The organism is Akkermansia muciniphila, assembly GCF_900184965.1.
Taxonomy (GTDB): domain Bacteria; phylum Verrucomicrobiota; class Verrucomicrobiia; order Verrucomicrobiales; family Akkermansiaceae; genus Akkermansia; species Akkermansia muciniphila_A.
In genome coordinates, this window is record NZ_FXYA01000199.1 from 15,119 (window position 1) to 37,155 (window position 22,037).

Genomic DNA, 22,037 nt, shown 5'->3' on the forward strand with positions numbered 1-22,037 from the left:
CTATTAAATTTGATTACCTAAACTTGGTTTCAACTTCCAAAACTGTTTCGCCATCTCTCCGGTAAGTCCAACCATATTGGTGTATCTATTACGTAGAAGTTCGGCGGAACGGTGTCCCATTTCCATTTGGAGCTTTCCAAAGTCTGCATAGGTTTTCGCGTGGTAGCTGGCAAAAGTGTGACGCAATACATCTTTAGGCCAAGGCTTTTTCTTCCCCCACCCTGCCCGCTTTCTGACTGCTTCCCACCGGGAGCGCCAATATTCCGGAATAATAGCCCCCTTGCGTTCCTTCCCCGGAACCAGGGACAACCATGCCCGCAAAGCCTCGCAGACCGTCACATGCCTTGCTCCCCCTGTTTTGGAAGCTGCAGCCCTGACAGTAATAACGCCATCCTCGAAAGATACGTCTTCCCACGTTAACCGCATCAATTCTTCTGGGCGAATACCGGCAAAAACAAGTATCGCCACGGCAGGTTGAACGGATGTCAAATCCAACTGGGAAGAATCATCCGGCAAAGGCGGTCGGCAAGCGAGCAGCAATCGTTCTACTTCTTCAGGCGTCAATGCCCTGATTTCCCGCTCCTGCGTCTTTAACGCATCAAGCATGCGGGTCGGATTGGAAAGAGCCCATCCACGCTTCATAGCGAGCGTCCAGACGCCGGAAAAGACTACTCTCGCTTTATCCTGCTGAATCGGTGAATCAAAAGCCCTGCCAAACGCCGCACGACATTCCTCTCCTGTGATGCCTCCAATGGGGCGCACACAAAAATCGGGACATCGTTTCTCCATGCGACGAATCATATACCGAATTTGTTGCAAGGTACGCTCACGCCGCCTTGTGATTTTTTCCTTCACACGAACCATTTCCCAAGCGGCTTCACTCCAGGAAGGAGACTTCTTTTCATGCCGTATCTGTGCGGCTCCCAATTTGAAAGCATGCTCTATTTCGGCTATATCTCCTATCCCGGCTTCCTGCATTCTTTTCACGAGTCGGCAAGCATCCACCAACCCTATTCCAGAGCCCTCCAAAATATCCAGCGCAGATAAAGCTTCTACCGCCTGAGCTTGGGTTAATTCAACAATCCCGGCATCCACAGCCACTTTTCCAAGCTTGATTTCCCCGGCCGCCGCCAATGCTTTTTTATAGGAGGGATAAAACCGCTGTTCCCTCTTTCCGGATTCCGAAAAGGAGGCGGGAATTGAGAGGCGCCAGCAGGCTTTCCCCATCTTTTCACGGGAAACATCTTTTACAGGCGTCAAAGGAGCCGCTTTCTTTTTCCGTTTCTCTTCCATCCCGGGTAACTACTGGGTAACTATTTTTGACCGGAGATACAAGCAAAAAGGGGTAAATTCAGCATATTTGAAAACAAAAAAGGCCCGCCAAAAGCGAGCCTTTAATTTACATAATTCATTGTTATTTAAAGAAGTACCCCCGACCGGACTCGAACCGGTACGTCCTTGCGGACAACAGATTTTAAGTCTGCAGCGTCTACCATTCCGCCACGAGGGCATTGACCGGACGGCACTCTACAGGAATGCCGCCGGGATTCAAGCACGAATCCCTTCCGATTTTTAAATATTAATCACGGACCTCCACCACCATGCTGATTTCCACCGCTACATTGAGCGGCAGGGCGGATACGCCTACCGCCGTGCGGCTGTGGCGGCCAATTTCTCCAAAGGCTTCCACCAGCAGGTCGGACGCGCCATTCAGCACCTTGGGATGGTCATAAAAATCCGGTCCGGCATTCACAAATCCGTTCACGGCCACGATTCTGGATACTTTTTCCAGAGAACCTACCGCCTGCACGATGACGGCCAGACGGTTTAACATAGCGGCGCGCGCAGCGGCCTGCCCTTCTTCCACCGTCAGATCCTGCCCTACTTTGCCAAAGTATTTGTCTTCCCCGTTCACGGAAATGCCGCCGGAGAGGTGAAGCAGGTTGCCCGTGCGTACACATTGCACATAGGAGCCTACGGGAGCGGGAGCATCGTAAATGGCGTACCCAAGGTCGGAAAGTCGTTGACGTATTTTATCCATATAGAGCATTTGACAGAAGTTGAATTGAAAGGATACACCGGAAATATTTGCATTTCCAGATGCCTTTCATGACATTTTGAACAATTTTCGGTCTGTTTGCACGTAAAATGATTGCCATCCCCCTCATTTAGTTGCTATTGAAACAACCCGTACATGATGACCGACGAAACTCCCTCCACAGACCCCAAGCAGCAGATTCCGGATCTTTCCGGCTTGGCCGACTTTCAATTTGGTCCGGCCTGGGCGAGACCTGGAGCCCGTCAGGAACGGCCTGCATCCTACACGGAACGCAGATTCGGCGACAGGCAGGGAGGCGACCGCCGCCCGCGGCGCGACAACCGCGAAGGACGCCAGCCCCGGGGGGAACGTCGCGTTGACGGCCAAAGCGGCGAAAGAAGGTTTAACCGGGAAGACCGCACGCGCGGCTCCTTCCGCAACCGCCGCGATCAGACGCTCCGCTCCGCCGTGGCGGAACCGACGGAAGGTCTGCGCGTGGAGCTGCGCCCCGTAGATTCCGGGCTGGCCGCCTTGCACCAGGAAGTACAGAAACACCGCCGCACCATTTCCCTGCTGGATCTTGCCAAGGTTGTCATGGGCTCCTACGACCGTTATGACCTGGTATTCATGAAGCAGGAAAACGGCCCGGATTTGTATCATTGCAAGCATGGAGACGGCGCCTGCTTTATTTCCCGGCAGGAGGCCGTCAAACACCTCTGGCAGTCCTCCTGGATGCCCAAGTATTACGAATCCGTAGAACAGGAAGTGGAAGCTCCAAAAGGAGATTTCAAAGCCATTGCCAAATGTTCCCTGAACAACGAGCTGGTAGGCCCCGTCAACTGGCACGGCTACCAGTCCGCCCTGATGAATCTGCATCGCACCAAATTTGCCAATATGCCTTTTGAGGCTTTCCGTTCCAAGATTGTGACGGACAAGAGCGAAGAAGCTGTCCAGGCATGGCAGGCAGCCGTTTCCAAACGCACCGCCTGGAAGCCCCTTCGTGAAGGAGCCTCCGAGGCGCTTCTGGAATCCCCTGCCGCGGTAGAACAGGATTTCGAATCCAACCATTTTGACGAGTGCTATGACGTTACGGATAAGGTGTTCGTCAACGGCGCCGTGAAGAAAAACCACCTCTCCCCCGGTCTGTGGGCGCACCTGATCCAATTATCCGGCACCACCCGCCGCCATCCCAGCATGCTGATTCCAAACCTTTGCCACGGGTTAGCCCGGCATCATATGCCTATTTTCAAGTGGAAAGGCAACCATTACACCGGCCCGGCGCGCCCCAAGGCCATGGAAGAAGGCACCGTCTTATCAGATTCCCTGATGTCCATTGCCACCTGGGCGGCCAATAATCCCGGCAAAGGCGTCGACGTCATGCTTAAAGAGCTGGCCCCCGTCCCGGAACAGGAAAAGGCCACGGAAGAGGAAATAGCCCAGGCCATGGAAAAACAGCAGAATTTGGTTCGCGACCTGCTCTGGCTGTCTGAACAGGGCTATATCTTGGTTTTCTCCAATAACACCGTCAGCCGCCCAAAAACCGTTTCCACCCAAGCGACTTCTCCCAAGAAGACCCCCAAGGAAAAACGGAAACCGGAAGAGAAGGGACAGGACGCGCCGGCAACGGGCTCCGCTGCACCAGAAAAACAGACGGCTGCCTCTCCTTCCGGGGCAATGCCCGCCCAGGAGGAAGCATCTGAAGAAAACAGCGTGATTACGGAACCTGAGGGGCTGCCCTCTGTTCCGGCGGAAGAACTTCCTGAAGATAATATTCCGGAGGAAGTTTCCGCAAAAGCCTGACGCCTTCCCTTATATCTCCCTTCCCGTCATACAGTCCGCAGGATTATCTTGATTCTGCGGACTTTGTTTTGTAGAAGTGGGAAAAATCAACAGGATTTTACAATATGATCAGTACAACAATGGCAGCTGCTCTTAATGAGCAAATCAAATGGGAAATGTATTCAGCCAACCTTTACCTGGCCATGTCCGCCTATCTTCAGGATGCCGGTTTGACGGGTTTTTCCCACTGGATGCGCATTCAATATCAGGAAGAAACCGCTCATGCGCTGAAATTTTATGATTTCCTTCTTTCCCGCGGAGGTCAGGTTACAATGCTTTCCATAGACGCGCCGGATGCGAACTGGTCCAATATTCTTGAAATTTTTGAAGAAACGCTGTCCCACGAACAGGAGGTCACGCGCCGCATCAACGACTTGGTGCACCTTGCCAAGGAAGAGCGGGATTTCGCCACGGATATTTTCCTGCAATGGTTTGTCACCGAACAGGTGGAAGAGGAAGAAACCGTCAAGGACATCATCAGCAAATTGCGCATGATCAAGGGAGAAGGACAGGGAATGCTGCTTCTGGACAAAGACCTGTCAGCCCGCACCTTTACGCCGCCTCCCGCCAACTAATCATTACTATTGTTCTCCGCCTCCGCCCATTCTCTAAAAAAGAGTTCCAGAGAGAACTTGCCGGAGAATGGCGGAGGAATAAAATACCTTGCGGATACAGGCATAAGATTGGCGGCATGCAATGATGTTGCCGGTAATAATGCTTTATTCCATGATTTTCTGCCTGCAATGATTCAAGCAGCTGGCGTTGTTGTATTGCCGGGCTGAAAAACGGCAAGCAATGCCGTCTTTCTTTTTTCAGGAAATAGACCAGCGGATCACACAATTTTCCGTTGTGCGGAATCGTGAGGAATGTCCAGAATATGAGCATGGACGGCGTAACTGGCCTTTTACGCACCGTTCCGGTAGAAAATGCTGCGTCCTTGTAATAGCGCATTAACGAGTGCGGGTGATGTGCCCGGACCTTTCATTTCTACTGCTCCGTTTTCAAAAATAGGCCGTTCCAGATAATAGGAGCCTTTCAGGTAATCTCTTAGAAACCCGGCAATCTTTTTTCGTCTCCCTGAACACTTCTCCTATTACTTCCGCCTGCCTTTGACTTTTGGGGAAGAAGCAATTTTTTCTCTCTCAAGAGCGGAGCATAACTCTCAAGCCGGCCCCGTGACAGCGCTTGCTCCATCAGCGCGGCAGGGTAATTTCCATTTGACTTTTTCTCCCCCTTTAAGACCGTTTAAAAAGGTTTTATCCTGCCTTTACGCGCCAATGCGCGTCATAGGTCAATATCACCGCAAAGCCCCCCCTGCGGCAGGAAGGAGCCCTGAAAGAAAGGTTTCGACGGCAAACTTCCTTTCCTAATCTTCCGGCAGACACGCAGAGGTTCCAAGTCTGCCTCAAGGACAGGAAAATATTGCTTCCTGCTGTATAAAATTTTCGTCCGGCAAGTCTTTATTTCCCATGAAAATCCTCTGCACAAGAGCTCTCTCCAATCCAGGCTTGTCATGCTGCAACGCCTCTTTATGCCAGATTTGCTTCGGATTCCCGGAAGTTTTGTAAAAAACTAACGTTTTTCAATAGTTTACATCTATTTTCAACATGTTATTCACATTCTATATTCAAAATATATCCATTCTATTAACAGTCAACATATTGTATTCCAAATACCATCAAAATGCTTATTATCCGCAAATGTAAAATTTTAATAAAAATTTATATTTTTGACTTGCCCGCAGAAGGACGCGGCGGTAGGTTGGCCGAACCGCCGGCGAGTCTCCGGGCGGGTATCGCTATCAATACTCCCATACATTCACAACAATCATGAGCTCCATTTCTGAAGAAGCAAACAAGCTGGCGGATTTCATCCTGTTCACGCAACGTTCCTGCATTCTGAATCTTTCTTCAGAATTGAATGAGGGCAAGGTTTCCTACCCCCAGTTTTTCCTGCTGACTTATCTGGCCAGCGAAGATTTTCTGAGCATGTCCAGCATTGCCCTGAAAATGGGGCATTCTACCGCGGCCGCTACCGGGATGGTGGATAAATTACAGGAAATGGGCTACCTGAAACGCATGAGCGCGGCCAAAGACCGCCGCAAAATCATGGTCGCCATCACTCAGGAAGGGCGCGACCTGGTGGGACGCATGCGCCAGAATATCGTTCGGGATCTGGCAGCCCTGATGGCTGGAGCGGATCCGGACGCACGCCAGACGCTTGCCGATACCGGAAAATCCATCAGAAAGCGCCGTTTGGCCTGATTTCCGATTGTTTCCTCTCCCTGCCCTTACGGAAAAACCGTTCCTCTGTTCCGGGAAAAGACTTTTTCTTTTCCTTTCTTTTTTAAAAGGCTTCCGGGGAGATTGTTTTTGCCTGAACTGTGGCATCGTGTTAAATACTGGCCGTCACGAATGCAACAGACCATGGATCTCCATACCTATTTACGCAATTTTCCAGACGCCCAGGGCCGCTTTGGCGAATACGGCGGCGTTTACCTGCCGGACGAGCTGGTTCCCGCCTTTGAAGAAATTACGGAAGCCTACCAGACGATAGCCCACTCCGCCCAGTTCATTAATGAACTGCGGCGCATCCGCAAACAGTTTCAGGGGCGCCCCACCCCGGTTTACCACTGCGAGCGCCTTTCCCGCCATCTGGGCACCGCTCAAATTTACCTGAAGAGAGAAGACCTGAACCATACAGGCGCCCACAAGCTCAACCATTGCATGGGGGAAGGCCTCCTGGCCAAATACATGGGCAAGAAGCGCATTATCGCGGAGACGGGCGCCGGCCAGCATGGCGTGGCGCTGGCTACGGCTGCCGCCTTCTTCGGCTTGGAATGTGAAATCCACATGGGTGCGATAGATATCGCCAAACAGGCTCCGAACGTCACCCGCATGAAAATTCTGGGCGCCAAGGTGGTGCCTGTCACGCACGGCCTCCAAAGCCTGAAGGAAGCCGTGGATTCCGCTTTTGAATCTTACCTGAACAGTTACCAGGATTCCATTTACTGCATCGGTTCCGTGGTTGGCCCCCATCCCTTCCCTCAAATGGTGCGTGATTTTCAAATGTGCATCGGCGTGGAAGCCCGGGAACAATTCCTGGAAATGACGGGGCTTCTGCCGGACGCTGTCTGCGCCTGCGTGGGCGGCGGCAGCAATTCCATGGGCATGTTTACCGCCTTCCTGGGAGATCCGTTGGATATTTATGGCGTAGAACCCCTCGGCAAAGGCCCCAGGCTTGGGGATCATTCCGCCTCCATCTCCTATGGAAGCAAGGGAGTACTGCACGGGTTTGAGAGCATCATGCTTCAGGACGAAGACGGCAATCCGGGACCGGTCCATTCCGTAGCCAGCGGTCTGGATTATCCTTCCGTAGGGCCGGAGCATGCCTATCTGCACGACATCGGCCGCGTTAACTATGTCACCGCCACAGACGAGGAAGCCGTGGACGCCTTCTTCAAACTCTCCCGTTACGAAGGGATTATTCCCGCTCTGGAAAGCTCCCATGCTATCGCGTATGCCATGAAGTGGGCCCGGGAAAACAGAGGCGGCGCCATTCTGGTAAACTGCTCCGGCCGCGGAGACAAGGATGTGGATTACGTCGTAGAGCATTACGGCTATGGGGAAGACCGCCAGTTCCCCGCCTGATTGCCTGCCTTTCCCCATGTTCGGCGGATGAAGGACGCTGTCATCCTTCATCCGCCATTCTTTCCGCAAGGCTCTTACCGCCTCCACGCCTCCTTTTCATGAAAGAATTGTCCCGTCTGGTTCACCGGAGTTTTCACATTATTCCGCGTCAGGAAGATTTCCGCCCCCTGGTTTTGGGAGCCTCCGGCCGTACGATCGTCCGCATCCATGTTGACGGCCGCACATGCATCGGCATCCAGTGGGGAAATGACCGTTCGGACAATGATTCCTTCATTCCCGCAGCCCGGCATCTGCACGCCCACGGTGTCAACGTTCCGGAAATTTACGATTACGAACCTCTTGGCCCCGGCTGCGGAGCCGCCCTGGTGGAAGACCTGGGAGACGCCAACCTGCTGGCTTTCCGGAAAGAACCCTGGTCTTCCCTGCGCCTGCGTTACATCCGGGCTATGGAACAACTCCATCTGCTTCACTCCTGCCCGTTTCCGGAGGAATTCTCCCTCCAGCCCGCTTTTGACGAGGCTCTGTACCTCTGGGAACAGTCCTATTTCGCCGAACATTTCCTGGGCGCCCATCTGGGGCTGGAAACGGCTTCTTTCCTGAACCATCCCGCCCTGAAAGAGCAGGCGCAGTTTCTGGCAGCCCTTCCGGAATGCCCCATCCACCGGGACAGCCAGTCCCAGAACGTGCATATCCACGCGGGAAAAACCTGGCTGATTGATTTTCAAGGCATGCGCGGCGGACGTCCGGAATATGATCTGGCTTCCCTGGTCTATGACGGCTACGCCCGTCTGGAACCGGAACAAACGGATGAATTGCTCAGGGAGTGGGAAAATATCTCCGCTCACTCCATAGATCACCGCATTTTCCGCGCCTGCGCCCTCCAGCGGATTATGCAGATGCTGGGCGCTTACGCCAATATCGGCCGCAACCAGGGGAAAACCTGGTATCTGGATCAGATTCCCGCCGGGCTGGAACACCTGCGGAGGCTTCTGCCAGGCTCCACGCTTGCAGAACCGCTGGCTGCTATGCTAGCATGATTTTCCCAGTCCTGCTGATGAAGCTTCCCCCCAAATTCCTGCTTGTCCTGTCCCTGTTCCAGATTTCCCTGGGGCTGGGCTGGATTCTGGGGTATGCGCTTCTTTCTCCTACCATTTTCTGTTATGAACAGGCGGCGGAACGTTTTCTGGCAGGGAAATACCAAACCATTCGCCCCGAAGGATTGAATACGGAAAGCAGCATCGTCCTCCAGCCCTACGATTATTTCAACAAAGGGCAGACATCCCAGCTCCCTGTGGTTTCCCTGCACCGGGAATCATCACTGAACAGTTTTGCCGCCTATCCTCCCAATCCCATGGATTACACGGTGCTGTTCCGGCACCTGTATGAACAGGGAGCCAGGAATGTTTACGTAATGTCACCCATGACCTGGGAAGAAAAGCCGGACAACATCGTCAAAGCCGCCGTGGGATATGAACTGGACCGCTTCCGCCACAAGGCTCTGGGACGGCAGATGAGCGAGTCCTCCCGCCATGCCCCCCTCCCGCCGGATTGGAAAGACCTGGTTATTCCCGCCCCCAATATCGCAGGAAAGACGGACCAGTTCCCGCGCGCGGACAGGTTCGTAGGGGAACCTCCGCAAATAACCACGTCAGCCCCCTCCCTGGGAACCGTTGTGGAAAATAACGATCTGTTTTCCCCTTCTCCGGAAAACAGGGTCTCCCCGCCGCTTTTTATCCGCTGGGGCGGGGATATCATTCCCACTCTTCCCCTGGTCGCCGCTCTGAATGCCCTGGACCTGAAACCCGGCGATGTCAGAATCATTCCGGGAGACACCCTTTTTCTGGGCGGCAAACGCTCCATTCCATTAGATAAATACGGCCGCATCCCCCTGGCGGCAAACAGCAGCCCCACCATTCTGGACACCAAGGAAGTGATCGTCCCCGTCATGTCCGGCCTGCGTCCGCCGGATACCACTGCCGTCAGAAAACTGCTTTCCTCTGCGGACGCGGTACTCGTTTCCGAACCCTCCGCCCTTTCCGACACGCCGGACGCGCAATCCCTTCTGGCGGCGCAGACTGTCCGCAGCATCATGGGAGCGCTTGCCCCTGCCCCTGCCATTCTGATACCCGTAGCCCCTGCCTGGGTACAGTGGATCATCGTTCTGGATGTCCTGCTTCTGTCAGTATGGGCTTTGCGTTTTCAACGCAGAGGGCGCTTCATCACCTGGGGTCTCTGTATCCTGTTCGTTCCCTTCATCGCATGGTATCTCTTTTCCGCTCATGATCTATGGTTCCCGGTCATGACTCCCGTAACGGCGATATTGTGCGTAGCCTTGGCGTGCAGCCTGTTCCCCCAGCTCTCCCCCCCCTCCCGCGATGCTGAGGATGAAGACGAGGAAGACGACGACGCTCCATCGTCGGCAGGCAGCGGCGCCGGCCATGTACTGCCCCAGGACAACCTGTACCAGGAACCCAACGAAGTACCTATCCCCCATCACTCCAAAAGAGAACGCACCGACTCATGACACAGCGTAAGCATATCCTCTTCATCTGCACCGGCAACACCTGCCGCAGCCCCATGGCGGAAGGCCTGTTCCGGAAACTTTCCTCGCGCCATCCGGAATGGCAGGCCGGTTCCGCAGGAACTGCCGCATGGCCCGGGCAGGAGGCCAGCCCGGAAACGCTTCACGTCCTCCGGGAACATGGCGTCAACCTCTCCAGCCATGAAAGCCGTCCTGTTACGGATGAACTGATGAAAAACGCCACAGATGTCTATGCCATGACGGAGAGCCACCTGGCCGCCCTGCTTGCCAATTTCCCCGAATATGCGGATAAAGTCAGGCTGGTCACCTGCTACACGGGCAACCGCGGCATCGCCGATCCCATCGGCTGCGGACAGGCAGCCTACAACAAAGTAGCGCAGCAACTGACCACCGCCATTCAGGCCATCATCGCCCGGATGGAACAACAGGAGTAACTCCTCTTTGACTCCTTCCTCCCTGTCATGGCTCCCTCTTCCATACGCATTAATCTGTCCTGCCAGGAACTGGTGCTGGAAAAATCCGGAAAAATCCTGCTCCGCTGCCCCGTCTCCAGCGGGAAAGCGGGTGCAGGCTATAAAGAAGGTTCCGGGAAAACCCCCACAGGACATCTCCGCATCTGCAAAAAAATCGGGGACGGAGAACCGGAGGATACTATTTTCATCTCACGCCTTCCGGCAGGCCGCTATCCCGCCGCCATCCCGAAAAGTATGGATGAACATTCCGACTTCATCCTGACCCGCATTCTGTGGCTGGACGGGCTGGAACCGCATAACGCCAATACCCGGAGCCGTTATATTTACATCCACGGCACCAACGATACGGAACTGCTGGGCACCCCGGCTTCCCATGGCTGCATACGCCTTTCCCCCAGGGATATGCTGGCGCTTTTTGCTCTGGCGGAAGAAGGAATGGACGTGTTCATTCAATGTTAATCCGTTCTTTTTTAGACACAATCTAAAAAAGTTATTCGCGGAAAAGGAAAATAATTGAACAAAGGCTCTCTTGGGATGTATAAAGTATGAAGGTATCGGTATTTGGCTGCCGTCTTCCTGTTCCATAAACATCCACTCATCCCCAATCAATCATGGACGATCCGGTCTTATTATCCCGTCTCCAATTCGCCATTACGATCATGTTCCACTACATCTTCCCGCCGATGACCATCGGCCTGGGGGTGGTTCTGGTCGCCCTGGAAGGCCTCTGGCTGAAAACGAAAAATGACCTCTACCACAAGCAGGCCAAATTCTGGACCAGAATCTTCGGCATTATCTTTGCCCTTGGCGTAGCCTCCGGCATCGTGATGGAATTCCAGTTCGGCACCAACTGGGCGGATTATTCCCGCTGCGTAGGCGACATCTTCGGCAGTCCTCTGGCGGCAGAAGGCATTTTCGCCTTCTTCCTGGAATCAGGCTTTCTGGCCATCCTGCTTTTCGGCTGGGACAAGGTGGGTCCCAAAATGCACTTTCTTTCCTCCTGCATGGTCGCTCTCGGCGCCCATTTCAGCGCCATCTGGATCATTGTGGCCAACTCCTGGATGCAGACGCCCGCCGGATACAAGCTGGTGGAAGTAAACGGAAAAATCCAGGCCCATATCACCAGCTTCTATGACGTTGTTTTCAATCCATCCACCGTGGACCGCCTGACGCACGCGCTCTCCGGCTGCTGGCTGGCGGGAGCCACGCTCGTCCTCAGCGTCTCCGCCTGGTATATTTTGAAAAAACGCTTCACCGGAGGGTCAGAAAAAAGTTTTAAGGTGGCATTGGTCATCGGCCTCATCGGCGTGGCCGGCATGGGCATCACGGGAGATTCCAGCGCACGAGAAGTCTCCATCCATCAGCCCGCCAAATTCGCAGCCATGGAAGGCGTCATGGAATCCGGCGCTCCCCAGGCTCTCCATCTCATCGGCTGGATGAACCCGTCCACCCATGAAGTGACGGGCGTCTCCATCCCATACTTGCTCACCCTCCTGACCCATCATGACCTAGACACGGCCATCACCGGCATGAACGGCATCCCGCAGGACGAACGCCCCCCCATCCTGCCCGTCTTTTACTCCTTCCATCTCATGATCCTGATCGGCTGCGCCCTGGCGGCCCTGTTTCTGGTGGGCCTGTGGGGCTGGAAAAAGGGCTGGCTCTTCCAGAAGCGCTGGCTGCTCTGGTGCTTCGTTTTCTCCGTACTGGGCCCGCAAATAGCCAACCAGGCGGGCTGGGCCGTAGCGGAACTGGGGCGCCAGCCATGGATTGTGTACGGCATCCTGAGAACGGAACACGCCGTATCCCCCACCCTCACCGCGGCGGAAGCCCTTTCCTCCCTGGGTATGTTCTTTATCATTTATGCCCTGCTGCTGGCCCTCTTCCTCTATCAAATCACCCATAAAATCCACAAAGGTCCGGATCAGGAAACTGACGAAGACGACGGCGCCGGGGAAGGCAAACTCCAGGTTCCTTTTGTCAAAGACTAATCTTCACCCCTCTTTTAAAACCATGTTGGACAATCTCACTCTCGCAGACCTGCAAATCATCTGGTTCATCCTCGTCGGCGTGCTTTTCTCCGGATACGCCATTCTGGACGGTTTTGACCTGGGAACCGGCGCCCTTCAGCTTTTCATCAAGGGCGATGAAAACAGAAGACTCACACTAAATGCCGTGGGCCCCGTATGGGACGGAAACGAAGTCTGGCTCATCACGGGCGGAGGCGCCCTTTTCGCCGCCTTTCCGTACGTGTACGCCTCCGTCTTCTCCGGGTTTTACCTGGCCTTCATGCTCTTGCTCCTCACCCTTATCTTCCGCGCCGTGTCCATTGAATTCAGAAGCAAGCAGCCCATGAAATGGTGGCGCAGGGGATGGGATACCACCTTCTCCATCAGCAGTCTTCTGGCGGCCCTGCTCATCGGCGTAGCCATGGGGAACGTTACCAAAGGCATTCCTCTGGATGAGCAGGGAAACTTCACCGGAACATTCCTCAGCCTACTGAATCCTTATTCCGTTCTTCTGGGGCTGACGACGGTCGCCCTGTTCTCCATGCACGGGGGAATCTACCTGCTGATGAAAACCCAGGGCAGCCTTCAGGAACAAATCAGGAAACTGCTCAGACCCTGCGTCATCATCTTCACTGTCCTGATCATCCTGCACGGGGCTGCCACCCTGCTGTATGTTCCGCACGTAGCGGCGGCCCTGGAACGTTCCCCCTGGATTTACGGCATCGCCGCCCTGGCGGTCATTTCCATCGCGTCCATCTGGCTCTTCATCCACAGGAACCGTCCGGGCTGGGCCTTCGTCGCCTCCTGCTCCACCATGGGCTGCATGATGGCTCTCTTCGGGACAGCGATGTTCCCCAACCTGCTTTACTCCATGCCCAACCCGGAACACTCCCTGACGCTCGTCAACGGCTCATCCACGCGGGAAAGCCTGGTCGTGATGACATACATAGCCATCATGGGCGTGCCGCTCGTTCTGGCTTATTCCGCCGCCATTTACTGGGTCTTCCGTGGAAAAGTTCAGCTCAACGAACACAGTTATTGACGCCCTGCGGGCAAAAATAGCGATCAGAGAACTGAAAACGCCCCGTACCATCCGCTCTGCCGCATGCATGCCTCCATCTTCTCCAAACTCCCTCCGGAGGAAATTACGGCGCTCCATCAATCATGGAAAAACGATCCCCTGTCCGTAGATCCTCTCTGGGCGGCCTGGTTCGAGGGCTACGAACTGGGGAGCGGAGAAGCCCCCGGGAAAAAAGAAAACACAGGGACCGATGCGGACACGTCCCTTTACACCGTTCCTCCGGAAAGCGCGGAAGGCCGCGGGCGCGTCAACCAGCTCATCCGGGCCTACCGGGTCATGGGACACCAATGCGCCCGCTTCAATCCGCTGGAGCCGCCGGAGCGGCCCCGATTCCCCGTCACCCCGGAGGATATGGGATTCCGAGAAGAGGATCTGGACCAGCCCGTCAACATCGGCACCTTCATGGACGGAGGAACACTCACGCTCCGTGAAATCATCAATCGGCTGCAAAAAATCTATTGTGGAGCCATCGGCTTTGAATACCACCACATAGACAATCTGGAAATCCGCTCCTGGATTGAAGAAAAAATCCAGCTCCGGGCAAACGGCGTGGATTATGGCCCGGAAGTCCGGAGAGAAGCCTTCTTCCATCTCTGCAGGGCGGAACTGTTTGAGGAATTCCTGGGCAAGCGCTTCATGGGGGAAAAACGCTTCTCCCTGGAAGGAGGGGAAGGAGCCATCGTCCTGCTGGACGCCATGATCAAGCGCTGTCCCGCCGCCGGAGTCTCCCACATTGAAATGGGCATGGCCCACCGCGGAAGGCTGAATGTGCTCGCCAACATCCTCCACAAACCGCTGAAAACCATCTTCCACGAATTCACGCCGGACTACCTTCCGGAATCCCCCATCGGCAGGAGCGACGTCAAATACCACCTCGGCTACGCCGCCACGCGCCACGTGGACGGGCATGACCTCCACATCCGCCTCTCCTCCAACCCCAGCCATCTGGAAGCCGTGTATCCCGTGGTGGAAGGCAGAGCCAGGGCCATGCAGCACAACCTGCAAGACGCGGAACGCAAGCATGTGCTGCCGCTCGTCCTGCACGGAGACGCCGCTTTCTCTGGGCAGGGAATCGTGGCGGAAGTGCTCAATCTTTCCCTGCTGAAAGGCTACCGCACGGGCGGCACCGTGCACCTTGTCATCAACAACCAGATCGGCTTCACCACCGGCCCGGACGAAGCCCGCTCCTCCCGCTACGCCACGGACGTGGCCCAGATGCTCCAGTCCCCCATCCTGCATATCAACGGAGAAAGCCCGGAAGACCTGGTATGGGCGGCGGACTTCGCGCTCCAGTTCCGCCAGAAATTCGGAAGGGACATCATTCTGGACATGTACTGTTACCGCCGTCTGGGCCACAATGAAACGGATCAGGCCGCCTTTACCGCGCCCTTGCAGACCAAGCGGATTGGGGCGCGTCCCACCGCCGCAGCCCTGTACGGAACGGCGCTCAGGGAACGCGGGGAATTGACGGAACAGCAGGAGCGGGACATCCGGAAAGACCTTTGGGAAGGCATGGAACAGGCCTACCTGCAAATGAAGGAAAATCCCGAGGACTACCTCCTGCCCGCCACCGCGCAGGATGCGGATGAAACGCCCATCCCGCGTACCAGCATACGGACGGGAATCAGCCCGGAGTTGTTCCAGCGCATCGGAAATATCCTTACGGAACTGCCGGACGGCTTCACGCTCCACCCCACGCTGGAAAAACGCTTCCTGGCTCGCCGCAGGGAGGCCTTCCGGGAAGGCGGACCGCTGAACTGGGCCATGGCGGAATCCCTGGCCTGGGGCAGCCTGCTCGCGGAAAACCACACCGTGCGCCTGTCCGGCCAGGACTGCCAGCGCGGCACCTTCTCCCAGCGGCACGCCGTCCTGCATGACTTCAATGACGGCTCCCTGTACATTCCTCTGGAAAAGCTGAACCACGGCACTACCGCGTTCCGCATTTACAACTCCTCTCTGTCGGAAGCCTCCGTGCTGGGCTTTGAATACGGCTACGCACTGGACAACCCGGACGCTCTGGTCATGTGGGAGGCCCAGTTCGGGGACTTCGCCAACGGAGCACAGGTTATTGTGGACCAGTTCATTGCGGCCGCGGAGGCCAAATGGCGCCAGAAAAACCGCATGGTGCTGCTGCTGCCCCACGGCTATGAAGGGGCGGGCTCGGAACACTCCAGCGCCCGCATGGAACGCTATCTCCAGCTTTGCGCGGACGACAACATGCAGGTCATCAACCCCACCACCCCGGCCCAATACTTCCACGCCCTGCGCCGCCAGGTGCACCGAAATCTGCACAAGCCCCTGATCGTCTTCACGCCCAAAAGCCTGCTCTCCCGTCCGGAGGCCGTCTCCCCGCACCGGGAATTTCTGGCTCCCTCCCGTTTCCGCGAAGTGCTCCCGGACCCGGACGCTCCCGCGCCGGATCAGGTGACGCGCGCCGTCTTCTGCACCGGGAAAGTTTATTATGACCTGGCCGCCTGCCGGAAGGAACGGAATATTGCAGACACGGTAATCATCCGTCTGGAACAAATCTATCCTCTGGCCCGGGAACAGCTCACCTGCCTGCTGGCACCCTACCAGAAAGTGCGCGACTTCGTCTGGTGCCAGGAGGAACCCTCCAACATGGGGGCCTGGGGCCACCTGCGGAACAGGCTGGGGCGCCTCTTCGCCACCTCCTTCCGCTATGCGGGACGGCCGCCCATGGCCTGCCCTGCGGAAGGAGCCAAGGCCCTGCACGCCGCCGCGCAAAAAAGACTTCTCGCCGCTGCCTTCGGGCCGCGGGCGCAATCCTGAACCCATCTTCCTCCCATGAGCGACATCCTGACTCCCAACTTTGGAGAATCCGTCACCTCCGCCACCGTAGCCGCGTGGCACAAGAACGCCGGCGATCCGGTAGCCAAAGGCGATACGCTGGTGACGCTGGAAACGGACAAGGTTTCCACGGATCTGGAGGCGGAAGAAAGCGGCGTACTGGAAATCCTCGTTCCGGAAGGGGAAGAAGCCCTTATCGGCGCAGTTCTTGGCCGCATTTCTTCCGCTGACGGAACCGCAGCCGCACCGGAAAGGGAAGCTCCGCTCATACCGCTTGAGCCGAAAAAAACGACCTCGCCGGAAACACGGGAGGCCCCCGTTTCCGCGCCTTCCGCCCCAGCTGCGGAATTTCCGGGACAAAAGCCACACGGGAAAGTCCCCCTTCCGGAACAGGTTCCTGCCGGAGAGGACAGGGAGGCAGAAAAGGAAATTGCTCCACGCTTCATCAGAAAACCCATGAGTCCGCTGCGCCGCACCATCGCGGCCCGGCTGGTGGAGGCCCAGCGCCAGGCGGCCATCCTCACCACGTTCAACGAATGCGATATGTCCTCCGTGATGGAACTCCGCAAACAATTCCATGCAGAATTCCGGGAACGGCACGGAACCAAGCTTGGTTTCATGAGCTTCTTTATCAAGGCAGTAGTCAAGGCCTTGCAGGAAGTGCCCCAGGTCAACGCCAGAATTGACGGCGCGGACATCGTGGAAAACCTGTACTATGACATCTCTGTAGCCATTGGCACGGACAAGGGCCTCGTCGTCCCCGTGCTGCGGGACTGTGACCGGAAAACGTTTCCGGAACTGGAACAGGAACTCGCCGTCCTGACGGAAAAAGCACGTAGCGGAAACCTGTCCATGCAGGACCTGCAAGGCGGATGCTTTACCATTTCCAACGGCGGCACGTATGGATCGCTTCTTTCCACCCCGATTCTGAACCCTCCCCAAAGCGGCATTCTGGGCATGCACGCCATTCAGGAACGCCCCGTGGTCCGGGACGGCCAAATCGTCGTCCGGCCCATGATGTACCTGGCCCTTTCCTACGACCACCGCCTGGTGGACGGCAAGCAGGCCGTGCAATTTCTCGTTGCCGTCAAAAACGCCGTGGAAAATCCAGTATTCGAGTTATGAGGAGCCGCAGGGAAAAAGTCTAAATAACAAGAAGAAAAAAACAAATATCTTTTTTAATTTTCCAAGTATTCAGGAAATGAATCCCCCAGGTCTTTTGTCAAGAGGCGCTTTTCAAGGGAAGGGGAAAATTTTTAGGGAGGGGGATTCTTCAAACTCTTTATAAAAAATACTACCCTCCTCTTGACGAACTGGATAGTTAAAGCATATATAAAACACGGATTATTTGTAACAGAGAAATGTGCCATATTTGAATCGATTGAACTAATCAGCAAATCACAATTAAAAAATCAATCACTCTAAAACCGCTGTATTTTCAAAAAATTTCGTCTGTTGCGCCCAGTCTTTTATTTACTTCCGCTTTTCCCTTTATGATTCTAAAAATTCATAAATGGCATAATAAGAAAAAAATAATTTCAATGAGTGTTAAGCATGGTTTTTGATTATAAGAAAGAATACAAGGAATTTTACATGCCGAAGAACAAACCGGCAATCGTTACTATTCCTAAAATGAATTACATAGCAGTTCGTGGCAAGGGAAATCCCAATGATGAGGGTGGAGAATACCAACGCTCCATTGAACTACTTTACGGAATTGCCTATACTATCAAAATGAGCTATAAGAGTTCTCGCAAGATTAAAGGCTTTTTTGAGTATATTGTCCCGCCTCTTGAAGGCTTTTGGTGGCAAAATGGCAGCGATGGAATGGACTATGGCCATAAAGAAAATTTTAAATTTATTTCTATTATCCGTTTACCAGACTTTGTGACTAAGGAAGATCTTGAGTGGGCAATCGAGGAAGCAACCAAAAAGAAAAAGAAGGACTTTTCAACGGTGGATTTTCTTACCTATGAAGAAGGCGATTGCGTTCAATGCATGCACCTCGGCTCTTATGATAACGAACCCGAAACCATCCGCCAGATGGAAGAATACGCAAATGCCAATGGATATGAGATCGATATTACCGATACTCGTTATCATCACGAAATTTATCTTTCCGATCCACGCAAATGTGATGTGGGCAAACTGAAAACTGTCATCAGACACCCGGTAAAGAGAAAACAGAAAATATTGGAGAAGAAATAAATGCGAGGAATTATCTATACGTTATAAATATATTTTCCCCATAAATTAGTATCAAACAACTTCCCATTCATCACGCAAACAAAAAACGAAAACAGAGGCTGAAGCGGAACTGTTTCGGAACTGTTTCCAAAATCTTTTTGCCCTTTCTTTTCCGTACTTCAATGCGGCATGAGCCGTTTTGGATTACTCCCGCTCCGTTTTCGCGGTTGTCTGCCCACTCGTGCCGCAAATGGCCCTGTTGCCTGTGGTTTCCAGGTTATCCCCGTTCTTTGATGATATAAACAAGCAAACCGCGGCTTTCCAAAACTTACAATCAATCTACTACATTGACTATCAATCCTGCTTAAAGCCTGTCTGATAAACTTACGGGAATTGTTGACGCTGCAGCCCTCATCAACAAGTTTATCCTTGAACGTCTTTTTTCAACGCAGATTGTCATTCACCCGTTTGCATGACAAAGGAATGAATGGAAGAACCCCGGATGGGGCCCTTCCATTGAAAACCGTTACATGTGGATGGCAATTCCCTCGGAAGCCAGCATGGATTCATGGATGGCCTCAGACAGCGTGGGATGGGCAAAGATGGTGGCGTGGATGTCCTCGTCCGTCAGTTCCGCCTGAATGCCGATGCCCAGCGCGGCAATCAGCTCCGTGGCTTCCGGCCCCACGATGTGGGCGCCCAGGAGTTCTCCGTTTTTGGCGCCGTACAGGGTTTTTACGAAACCGTCCGGTTCTCCGGCGGCTACAGCCTTGCCAATGGCCTGGAAGGGGAATTTCCCCACCTTGTATTCCACGCCCGCCTCTTTGAGGGCGCGTTCCGTTTTACCTACGGAAGCCACCTGCGGGTAGCAATATGTGCAGCTCGGAAAAAAGCCCACCTGCCTGGGCTGATAGTCCGGATTAAACATGCCCTCTACTGCCTGCACAGCTTCAAAAGAAGCCGTATGCGCCAGCAGCACGCCGCCGATCACATCGCCTGCCGCATACACGCCGGGTATGGAAGTCGCGTAGCGGTCATTCACCTTGATGAATCCCTTTTCCGTCAGCTCCAGGTCCAGGCCGGGCGCGGCGGGAACAACCGGCTTCACGCCGATGGCCACCAGGCAGACATCCGCCGTGATTTCCTCTTCCTGTCCCCTGCTGTTTTTTACGCTGGCCCTGACCTGTCCGTCACAGGTTTCCGCAACAGATTCCACGGAGGCTCCCGTCATCACCTTGATGCCCTGCTTCTTGAATGCGCGTTCCAGCGTCATGCAGGAGTCGTCGTCTTCATTGGGAAGTATGCGGGGAAGCGCTTCAATAAGCGTCACTCTGGTGCCGAATGAATTGTAAATGTAGGCAAATTCCGTGCCGATGGCCCCGGAACCGATGATGATCATGCTTTCAGGCCGCTTTTCCAGCACCATGGCTTCCCTGGAGCCGATGACGGTAGTGCCGTTCAGGGGGAGGCTGGGCACCGTGCGGGTGACGCAGCCGGTACAGACCAGGATATTCTTTCCCTCCAGAACATTCACCGTCCCGTCGGCGGCCTTTACTTCCACCCTGCCGGGAGAAATGATGGAGGCTTCCCCCGTAACGGAATCCACCTTGTTTTTCTTGAACAGGAACCCCACGCCGCCGGCCAGGCGGTCGCTGACCTTGCGGGAACGGTCGATCACTTCGCTCCAATCCACGCTGACGCCCTCCACCGTCATGCCGAATTCCCTGGCACGGGCCGTTACAGTCAGGTAGGCCTCAGCGTTTTTCAGAAGCGCCTTGGTGGGGATGCAACCCCAGTTCAGACAGGTGCCCCCTACCCGCTCGCGTTCCACGCACACCACGGATTTCCCCAGCTGGGCGGCGCGGATGGCGCCCACATAGCCGGCAGGGCCTCCACCAATGACGATGAGATCATATTGCATGAAATTACTATAAAGGCATCCCCCCTTGCGGGTAAAGAAGGAATATGAGCATGCGCCGACTCAGGGGGGCCGTTCCCGGAGAACAGTTAACAGGCAACAGCACGACAACTATTAGCCAATCACTATTAACTCTTAACTATCATTGCCCCCCTTCACCCACTCCACCAGGTCCCGCATTTCCGCGGCGGTATCCGCATACAGGCCATCCGTGTAAATTCCATGGTCATACAAAATTCTCCCTTCCACCATGGTGAACACGCAATCCTTGCCGGAAGATGCATAAACGGCATGGGATGTCTCGTTGAAAATCGGGCACAGATTCGGTTCATCCAGGTTCAGGGCGATCATATCCGCGGGAGCTCCCGGAACCAGTGTTCCCAACCCCGGCGTCCGGAAAATGCGGGCGCCCTCCGCCGTAGCCATCTTCAACGCCTGCATGGCGGGAAGCGCAGTAGCGTCCCCGCTGTACCCCTTGGCAAGAATAGCGGCCAGCTTCATTGTTTCAAACATATCCAGACTGTTGTTGCTGCACGCTCCGTCCGTTCCCAGAGAGACGGGAACGCCGGCCCGCACCATATCCCGCACGCGGGCGAAGCCGGACGCCAGTTTCAGGTTGCTGACCGGGTTATGGACAACCGCCGCCCCGGAAGCGGCCACCAGCTCCAGTTCCTCATCCGTCACGTCCACCATATGAGCCAGCACGGCGCGTTCATTCAGCAGCCCCATATCGCGGGCATAGTCCACGGGGCGCCTTCCCCCGTGCAGGGAACGGCACTGCTCCACTTCCCCGGCGGATTCGGACAAATGGATATGCAGCATCAGATCCAGTTCCTCCGCCAGCTTCATGGAACTCCGGAGCACTTCGTCACTGGTAGTGTACACGCTGTGCGGCATCAGGGCCACCTGCACTCTGCCGCGGCCGGAAAAGCGTTCCGCCTGCTCCCGGTACAGGGCTTCCGCACCATCCCACCCCCCGTATGCCGGAGAGGAAAAAGCAAAAACGACTTCCCCGCCAACACAGCGCATTCCCATGCGTTCCGCTTCCTGGAGGACATTGGCCTCCAACAGGTAGGAATCTACAAACGCCGTGGTGCCCGTCCGCATCATTTCATACATGCCCAGCCGGGCCCCCAGGGAGACGATTTTATCCGTCAGCCGGGCTTCCACCGGGAAAATATGCCCGGTCAGCCATTCCATCAGCGGCAAGTCATCCGCAAAACCGCGCAAAAAAGTCATGGGGACATGCGTATGGGCATTAATCAGCCCCGGCATCAGCAGCACATTTCCCAGATCCCTGCGGACGGCGGGCGTCCACCTGGCTTCCAGCTCTGCAACGCCCCCCGTTTCCAGAATTTTCCCGTCCCGGACGGCGATGGCCGCATCTCCGGGAGCGCCGGACTGTTCCGCCCCGCCCAGAATGCGGGAAGCGGTCACCAGCACATCACACGCTTGTTGTTCCATGAAGCAGAATGTACCCCACCGGGAGCGT

General features: G+C 55.1%; 18 protein-coding genes and 1 tRNA gene. 13 read left to right on the top strand and 6 right to left on the bottom strand.

What is annotated here, in order from left to right; translation table 11 throughout:
- Positions 1 to 3: 3 nt before the first annotated feature.
- From CI070_RS07305 to CI070_RS07315, 3 genes are all read right to left on the bottom strand, one after another.
- Entirely contained in the window at positions 4 to 1,293 is a 1,290-nt protein-coding gene (locus CI070_RS07305; protein ID WP_065529037.1) for a tyrosine-type recombinase/integrase, read from the bottom strand.
- Between the two features lie 134 nt (positions 1,294 to 1,427).
- A tRNA-Leu gene (locus CI070_RS07310) sits at positions 1,428 to 1,510 on the bottom strand.
- 69 nt (positions 1,511 to 1,579) lie between these two features.
- Positions 1,580 to 2,050 carry an Atu1372/SO_1960 family protein gene (locus CI070_RS07315; protein WP_094136379.1) on the bottom strand — a complete coding sequence of 157 codons (471 nt, stop codon included), beginning with the start codon at positions 2,048 to 2,050 and terminating at the stop codon, positions 1,580 to 1,582.
- 144 nt (positions 2,051 to 2,194) lie between these two features.
- Between CI070_RS07315 and CI070_RS07320 the strand changes: the two genes are divergently transcribed.
- Together CI070_RS07320 and CI070_RS07325 are read left to right on the top strand one after the other, a co-directional pair.
- A complete protein-coding gene (locus tag CI070_RS07320; protein ID WP_094136380.1) occupies positions 2,195 to 3,838 on the top strand; it encodes a hypothetical protein in 1,644 nt (547 codons plus the stop codon).
- A gap of 104 nt (positions 3,839 to 3,942) precedes the next feature.
- Positions 3,943 to 4,452, top strand: coding sequence for a ferritin (locus CI070_RS07325; protein WP_179218388.1), 510 nt, complete (start codon positions 3,943 to 3,945; stop codon positions 4,450 to 4,452).
- Here CI070_RS07325 and CI070_RS13950 read toward each other — a convergent pair.
- Positions 4,430 to 4,828, bottom strand: a complete 399-nt coding sequence (locus tag CI070_RS13950; RefSeq protein WP_143247136.1) for a hypothetical protein — start codon at positions 4,826 to 4,828, stop codon at positions 4,430 to 4,432. The genes CI070_RS07325 and CI070_RS13950 overlap by 23 nt on opposite strands.
- An 878-nt stretch (positions 4,829 to 5,706) precedes the next feature.
- On the opposite strand from CI070_RS13950, the gene CI070_RS07330 reads away from it, so the two are divergent.
- The 11 genes from CI070_RS07330 to CI070_RS07380 all read left to right on the top strand — a co-directional run bounded on the left by CI070_RS07330 (position 5,707) and on the right by CI070_RS07380 (position 18,648).
- A complete protein-coding gene (locus CI070_RS07330; protein WP_094136382.1) occupies positions 5,707 to 6,141 on the top strand; it encodes a MarR family winged helix-turn-helix transcriptional regulator in 435 nt (144 codons plus the stop codon).
- 162 nt (positions 6,142 to 6,303) lie between these two features.
- Positions 6,304 to 7,527, top strand: coding sequence for a tryptophan synthase subunit beta (gene trpB, locus CI070_RS07335; protein ID WP_094136503.1), 1,224 nt, complete (start codon positions 6,304 to 6,306; stop codon positions 7,525 to 7,527).
- Positions 7,528 to 7,625: 98 nt separating this feature from the next.
- Complete coding sequence (locus CI070_RS07340; RefSeq protein ID WP_094136383.1) at positions 7,626 to 8,564, top strand: phosphotransferase; 939 nt, start codon at positions 7,626 to 7,628, stop codon at positions 8,562 to 8,564.
- Positions 8,561 to 10,051 carry a hypothetical protein gene (locus CI070_RS07345; RefSeq protein WP_094136384.1) on the top strand — a complete coding sequence of 497 codons (1,491 nt, stop codon included), beginning with the start codon at positions 8,561 to 8,563 and terminating at the stop codon, positions 10,049 to 10,051. Before CI070_RS07340 ends, CI070_RS07345 begins: the two co-directional genes overlap by 4 nt.
- On the top strand, positions 10,048 to 10,503 hold the full coding sequence (locus CI070_RS07350) for a low molecular weight protein arginine phosphatase (protein WP_094136385.1): 456 nt from the start codon (positions 10,048 to 10,050) through the stop codon (positions 10,501 to 10,503). Before CI070_RS07345 ends, CI070_RS07350 begins: the two co-directional genes overlap by 4 nt.
- 27 nt (positions 10,504 to 10,530) lie before the next feature.
- On the top strand, positions 10,531 to 11,001 hold the full coding sequence (locus tag CI070_RS07355; RefSeq protein WP_094136386.1) for a L,D-transpeptidase: 471 nt from the start codon (positions 10,531 to 10,533) through the stop codon (positions 10,999 to 11,001).
- A gap of 152 nt (positions 11,002 to 11,153) precedes the next feature.
- The gene (locus CI070_RS07360) at positions 11,154 to 12,533 is read left to right on the top strand and encodes a cytochrome ubiquinol oxidase subunit I (RefSeq protein WP_094136387.1); all 1,380 of its coding nucleotides are present in this window, start codon (positions 11,154 to 11,156) and stop codon (positions 12,531 to 12,533) included.
- Positions 12,534 to 12,555: 22 nt separating this feature from the next.
- On the top strand, positions 12,556 to 13,593 hold the full coding sequence (gene cydB / locus CI070_RS07365) for a cytochrome d ubiquinol oxidase subunit II (RefSeq protein WP_022198840.1): 1,038 nt from the start codon (positions 12,556 to 12,558) through the stop codon (positions 13,591 to 13,593).
- Positions 13,594 to 13,656: 63 nt separating this feature from the next.
- Entirely contained in the window at positions 13,657 to 16,422 is a 2,766-nt protein-coding gene (locus tag CI070_RS07370; protein ID WP_094136388.1) for a 2-oxoglutarate dehydrogenase E1 component, read from the top strand.
- A gap of 15 nt (positions 16,423 to 16,437) precedes the next feature.
- The gene (gene sucB / locus CI070_RS07375; protein ID WP_094136389.1) at positions 16,438 to 17,565 is read left to right on the top strand and encodes a dihydrolipoyllysine-residue succinyltransferase; all 1,128 of its coding nucleotides are present in this window, start codon (positions 16,438 to 16,440) and stop codon (positions 17,563 to 17,565) included.
- 429 nt (positions 17,566 to 17,994) lie between these two features.
- Positions 17,995 to 18,648: a GyrI-like domain-containing protein gene (locus tag CI070_RS07380; RefSeq protein WP_094136390.1), complete on the top strand. Its 654-nt coding sequence runs from the start codon at positions 17,995 to 17,997 to the stop codon at positions 18,646 to 18,648.
- Between the two features lie 505 nt (positions 18,649 to 19,153).
- Here CI070_RS07380 and lpdA read toward each other — a convergent pair.
- Together lpdA and CI070_RS07390 are read right to left on the bottom strand one after the other, a co-directional pair.
- The gene (lpdA, locus tag CI070_RS07385) at positions 19,154 to 20,548 is read right to left on the bottom strand and encodes a dihydrolipoyl dehydrogenase (protein WP_094136391.1); all 1,395 of its coding nucleotides are present in this window, start codon (positions 20,546 to 20,548) and stop codon (positions 19,154 to 19,156) included.
- A gap of 132 nt (positions 20,549 to 20,680) precedes the next feature.
- Positions 20,681 to 22,009, bottom strand: a complete 1,329-nt coding sequence (locus tag CI070_RS07390; protein ID WP_179218389.1) for an amidohydrolase family protein — start codon at positions 22,007 to 22,009, stop codon at positions 20,681 to 20,683.
- Between the last annotated feature and the right edge of the window lie 28 nt (positions 22,010 to 22,037).

Bases quoted from the DNA above. Each gene is read 5' to 3' on its own strand.
- CI070_RS07305 (WP_065529037.1), bottom strand. From the start codon at position 1,293: ATGGAAGAGAAACGGAAAAAGAAAGCGGCTCCTTTGACGCCTGTAAAA.
- CI070_RS07315 (WP_094136379.1), bottom strand. From the start codon at position 2,050: ATGCTCTATATGGATAAAATACGTCAACGACTTTCCGACCTTGGGTAC.
- CI070_RS07320 (WP_094136380.1), top strand. From the start codon at position 2,195: ATGATGACCGACGAAACTCCCTCCACAGACCCCAAGCAGCAGATTCCG.
- CI070_RS07325 (WP_179218388.1), top strand. From the start codon at position 3,943: ATGATCAGTACAACAATGGCAGCTGCTCTTAATGAGCAAATCAAATGG.
- CI070_RS13950 (WP_143247136.1), bottom strand. From the start codon at position 4,828: ATGCGCTATTACAAGGACGCAGCATTTTCTACCGGAACGGTGCGTAAA.
- CI070_RS07330 (WP_094136382.1), top strand. From the start codon at position 5,707: ATGAGCTCCATTTCTGAAGAAGCAAACAAGCTGGCGGATTTCATCCTG.
- trpB (WP_094136503.1), top strand. From the start codon at position 6,304: ATGGATCTCCATACCTATTTACGCAATTTTCCAGACGCCCAGGGCCGC.
- CI070_RS07340 (WP_094136383.1), top strand. From the start codon at position 7,626: ATGAAAGAATTGTCCCGTCTGGTTCACCGGAGTTTTCACATTATTCCG.
- CI070_RS07345 (WP_094136384.1), top strand. From the start codon at position 8,561: ATGATTTTCCCAGTCCTGCTGATGAAGCTTCCCCCCAAATTCCTGCTT.
- CI070_RS07350 (WP_094136385.1), top strand. From the start codon at position 10,048: ATGACACAGCGTAAGCATATCCTCTTCATCTGCACCGGCAACACCTGC.
- CI070_RS07355 (WP_094136386.1), top strand. From the start codon at position 10,531: ATGGCTCCCTCTTCCATACGCATTAATCTGTCCTGCCAGGAACTGGTG.
- CI070_RS07360 (WP_094136387.1), top strand. From the start codon at position 11,154: ATGGACGATCCGGTCTTATTATCCCGTCTCCAATTCGCCATTACGATC.
- cydB (WP_022198840.1), top strand. From the start codon at position 12,556: ATGTTGGACAATCTCACTCTCGCAGACCTGCAAATCATCTGGTTCATC.
- CI070_RS07370 (WP_094136388.1), top strand. From the start codon at position 13,657: ATGCATGCCTCCATCTTCTCCAAACTCCCTCCGGAGGAAATTACGGCG.
- sucB (WP_094136389.1), top strand. From the start codon at position 16,438: ATGAGCGACATCCTGACTCCCAACTTTGGAGAATCCGTCACCTCCGCC.
- CI070_RS07380 (WP_094136390.1), top strand. From the start codon at position 17,995: ATGGTTTTTGATTATAAGAAAGAATACAAGGAATTTTACATGCCGAAG.
- lpdA (WP_094136391.1), bottom strand. From the start codon at position 20,548: ATGCAATATGATCTCATCGTCATTGGTGGAGGCCCTGCCGGCTATGTG.
- CI070_RS07390 (WP_179218389.1), bottom strand. From the start codon at position 22,009: ATGGAACAACAAGCGTGTGATGTGCTGGTGACCGCTTCCCGCATTCTG.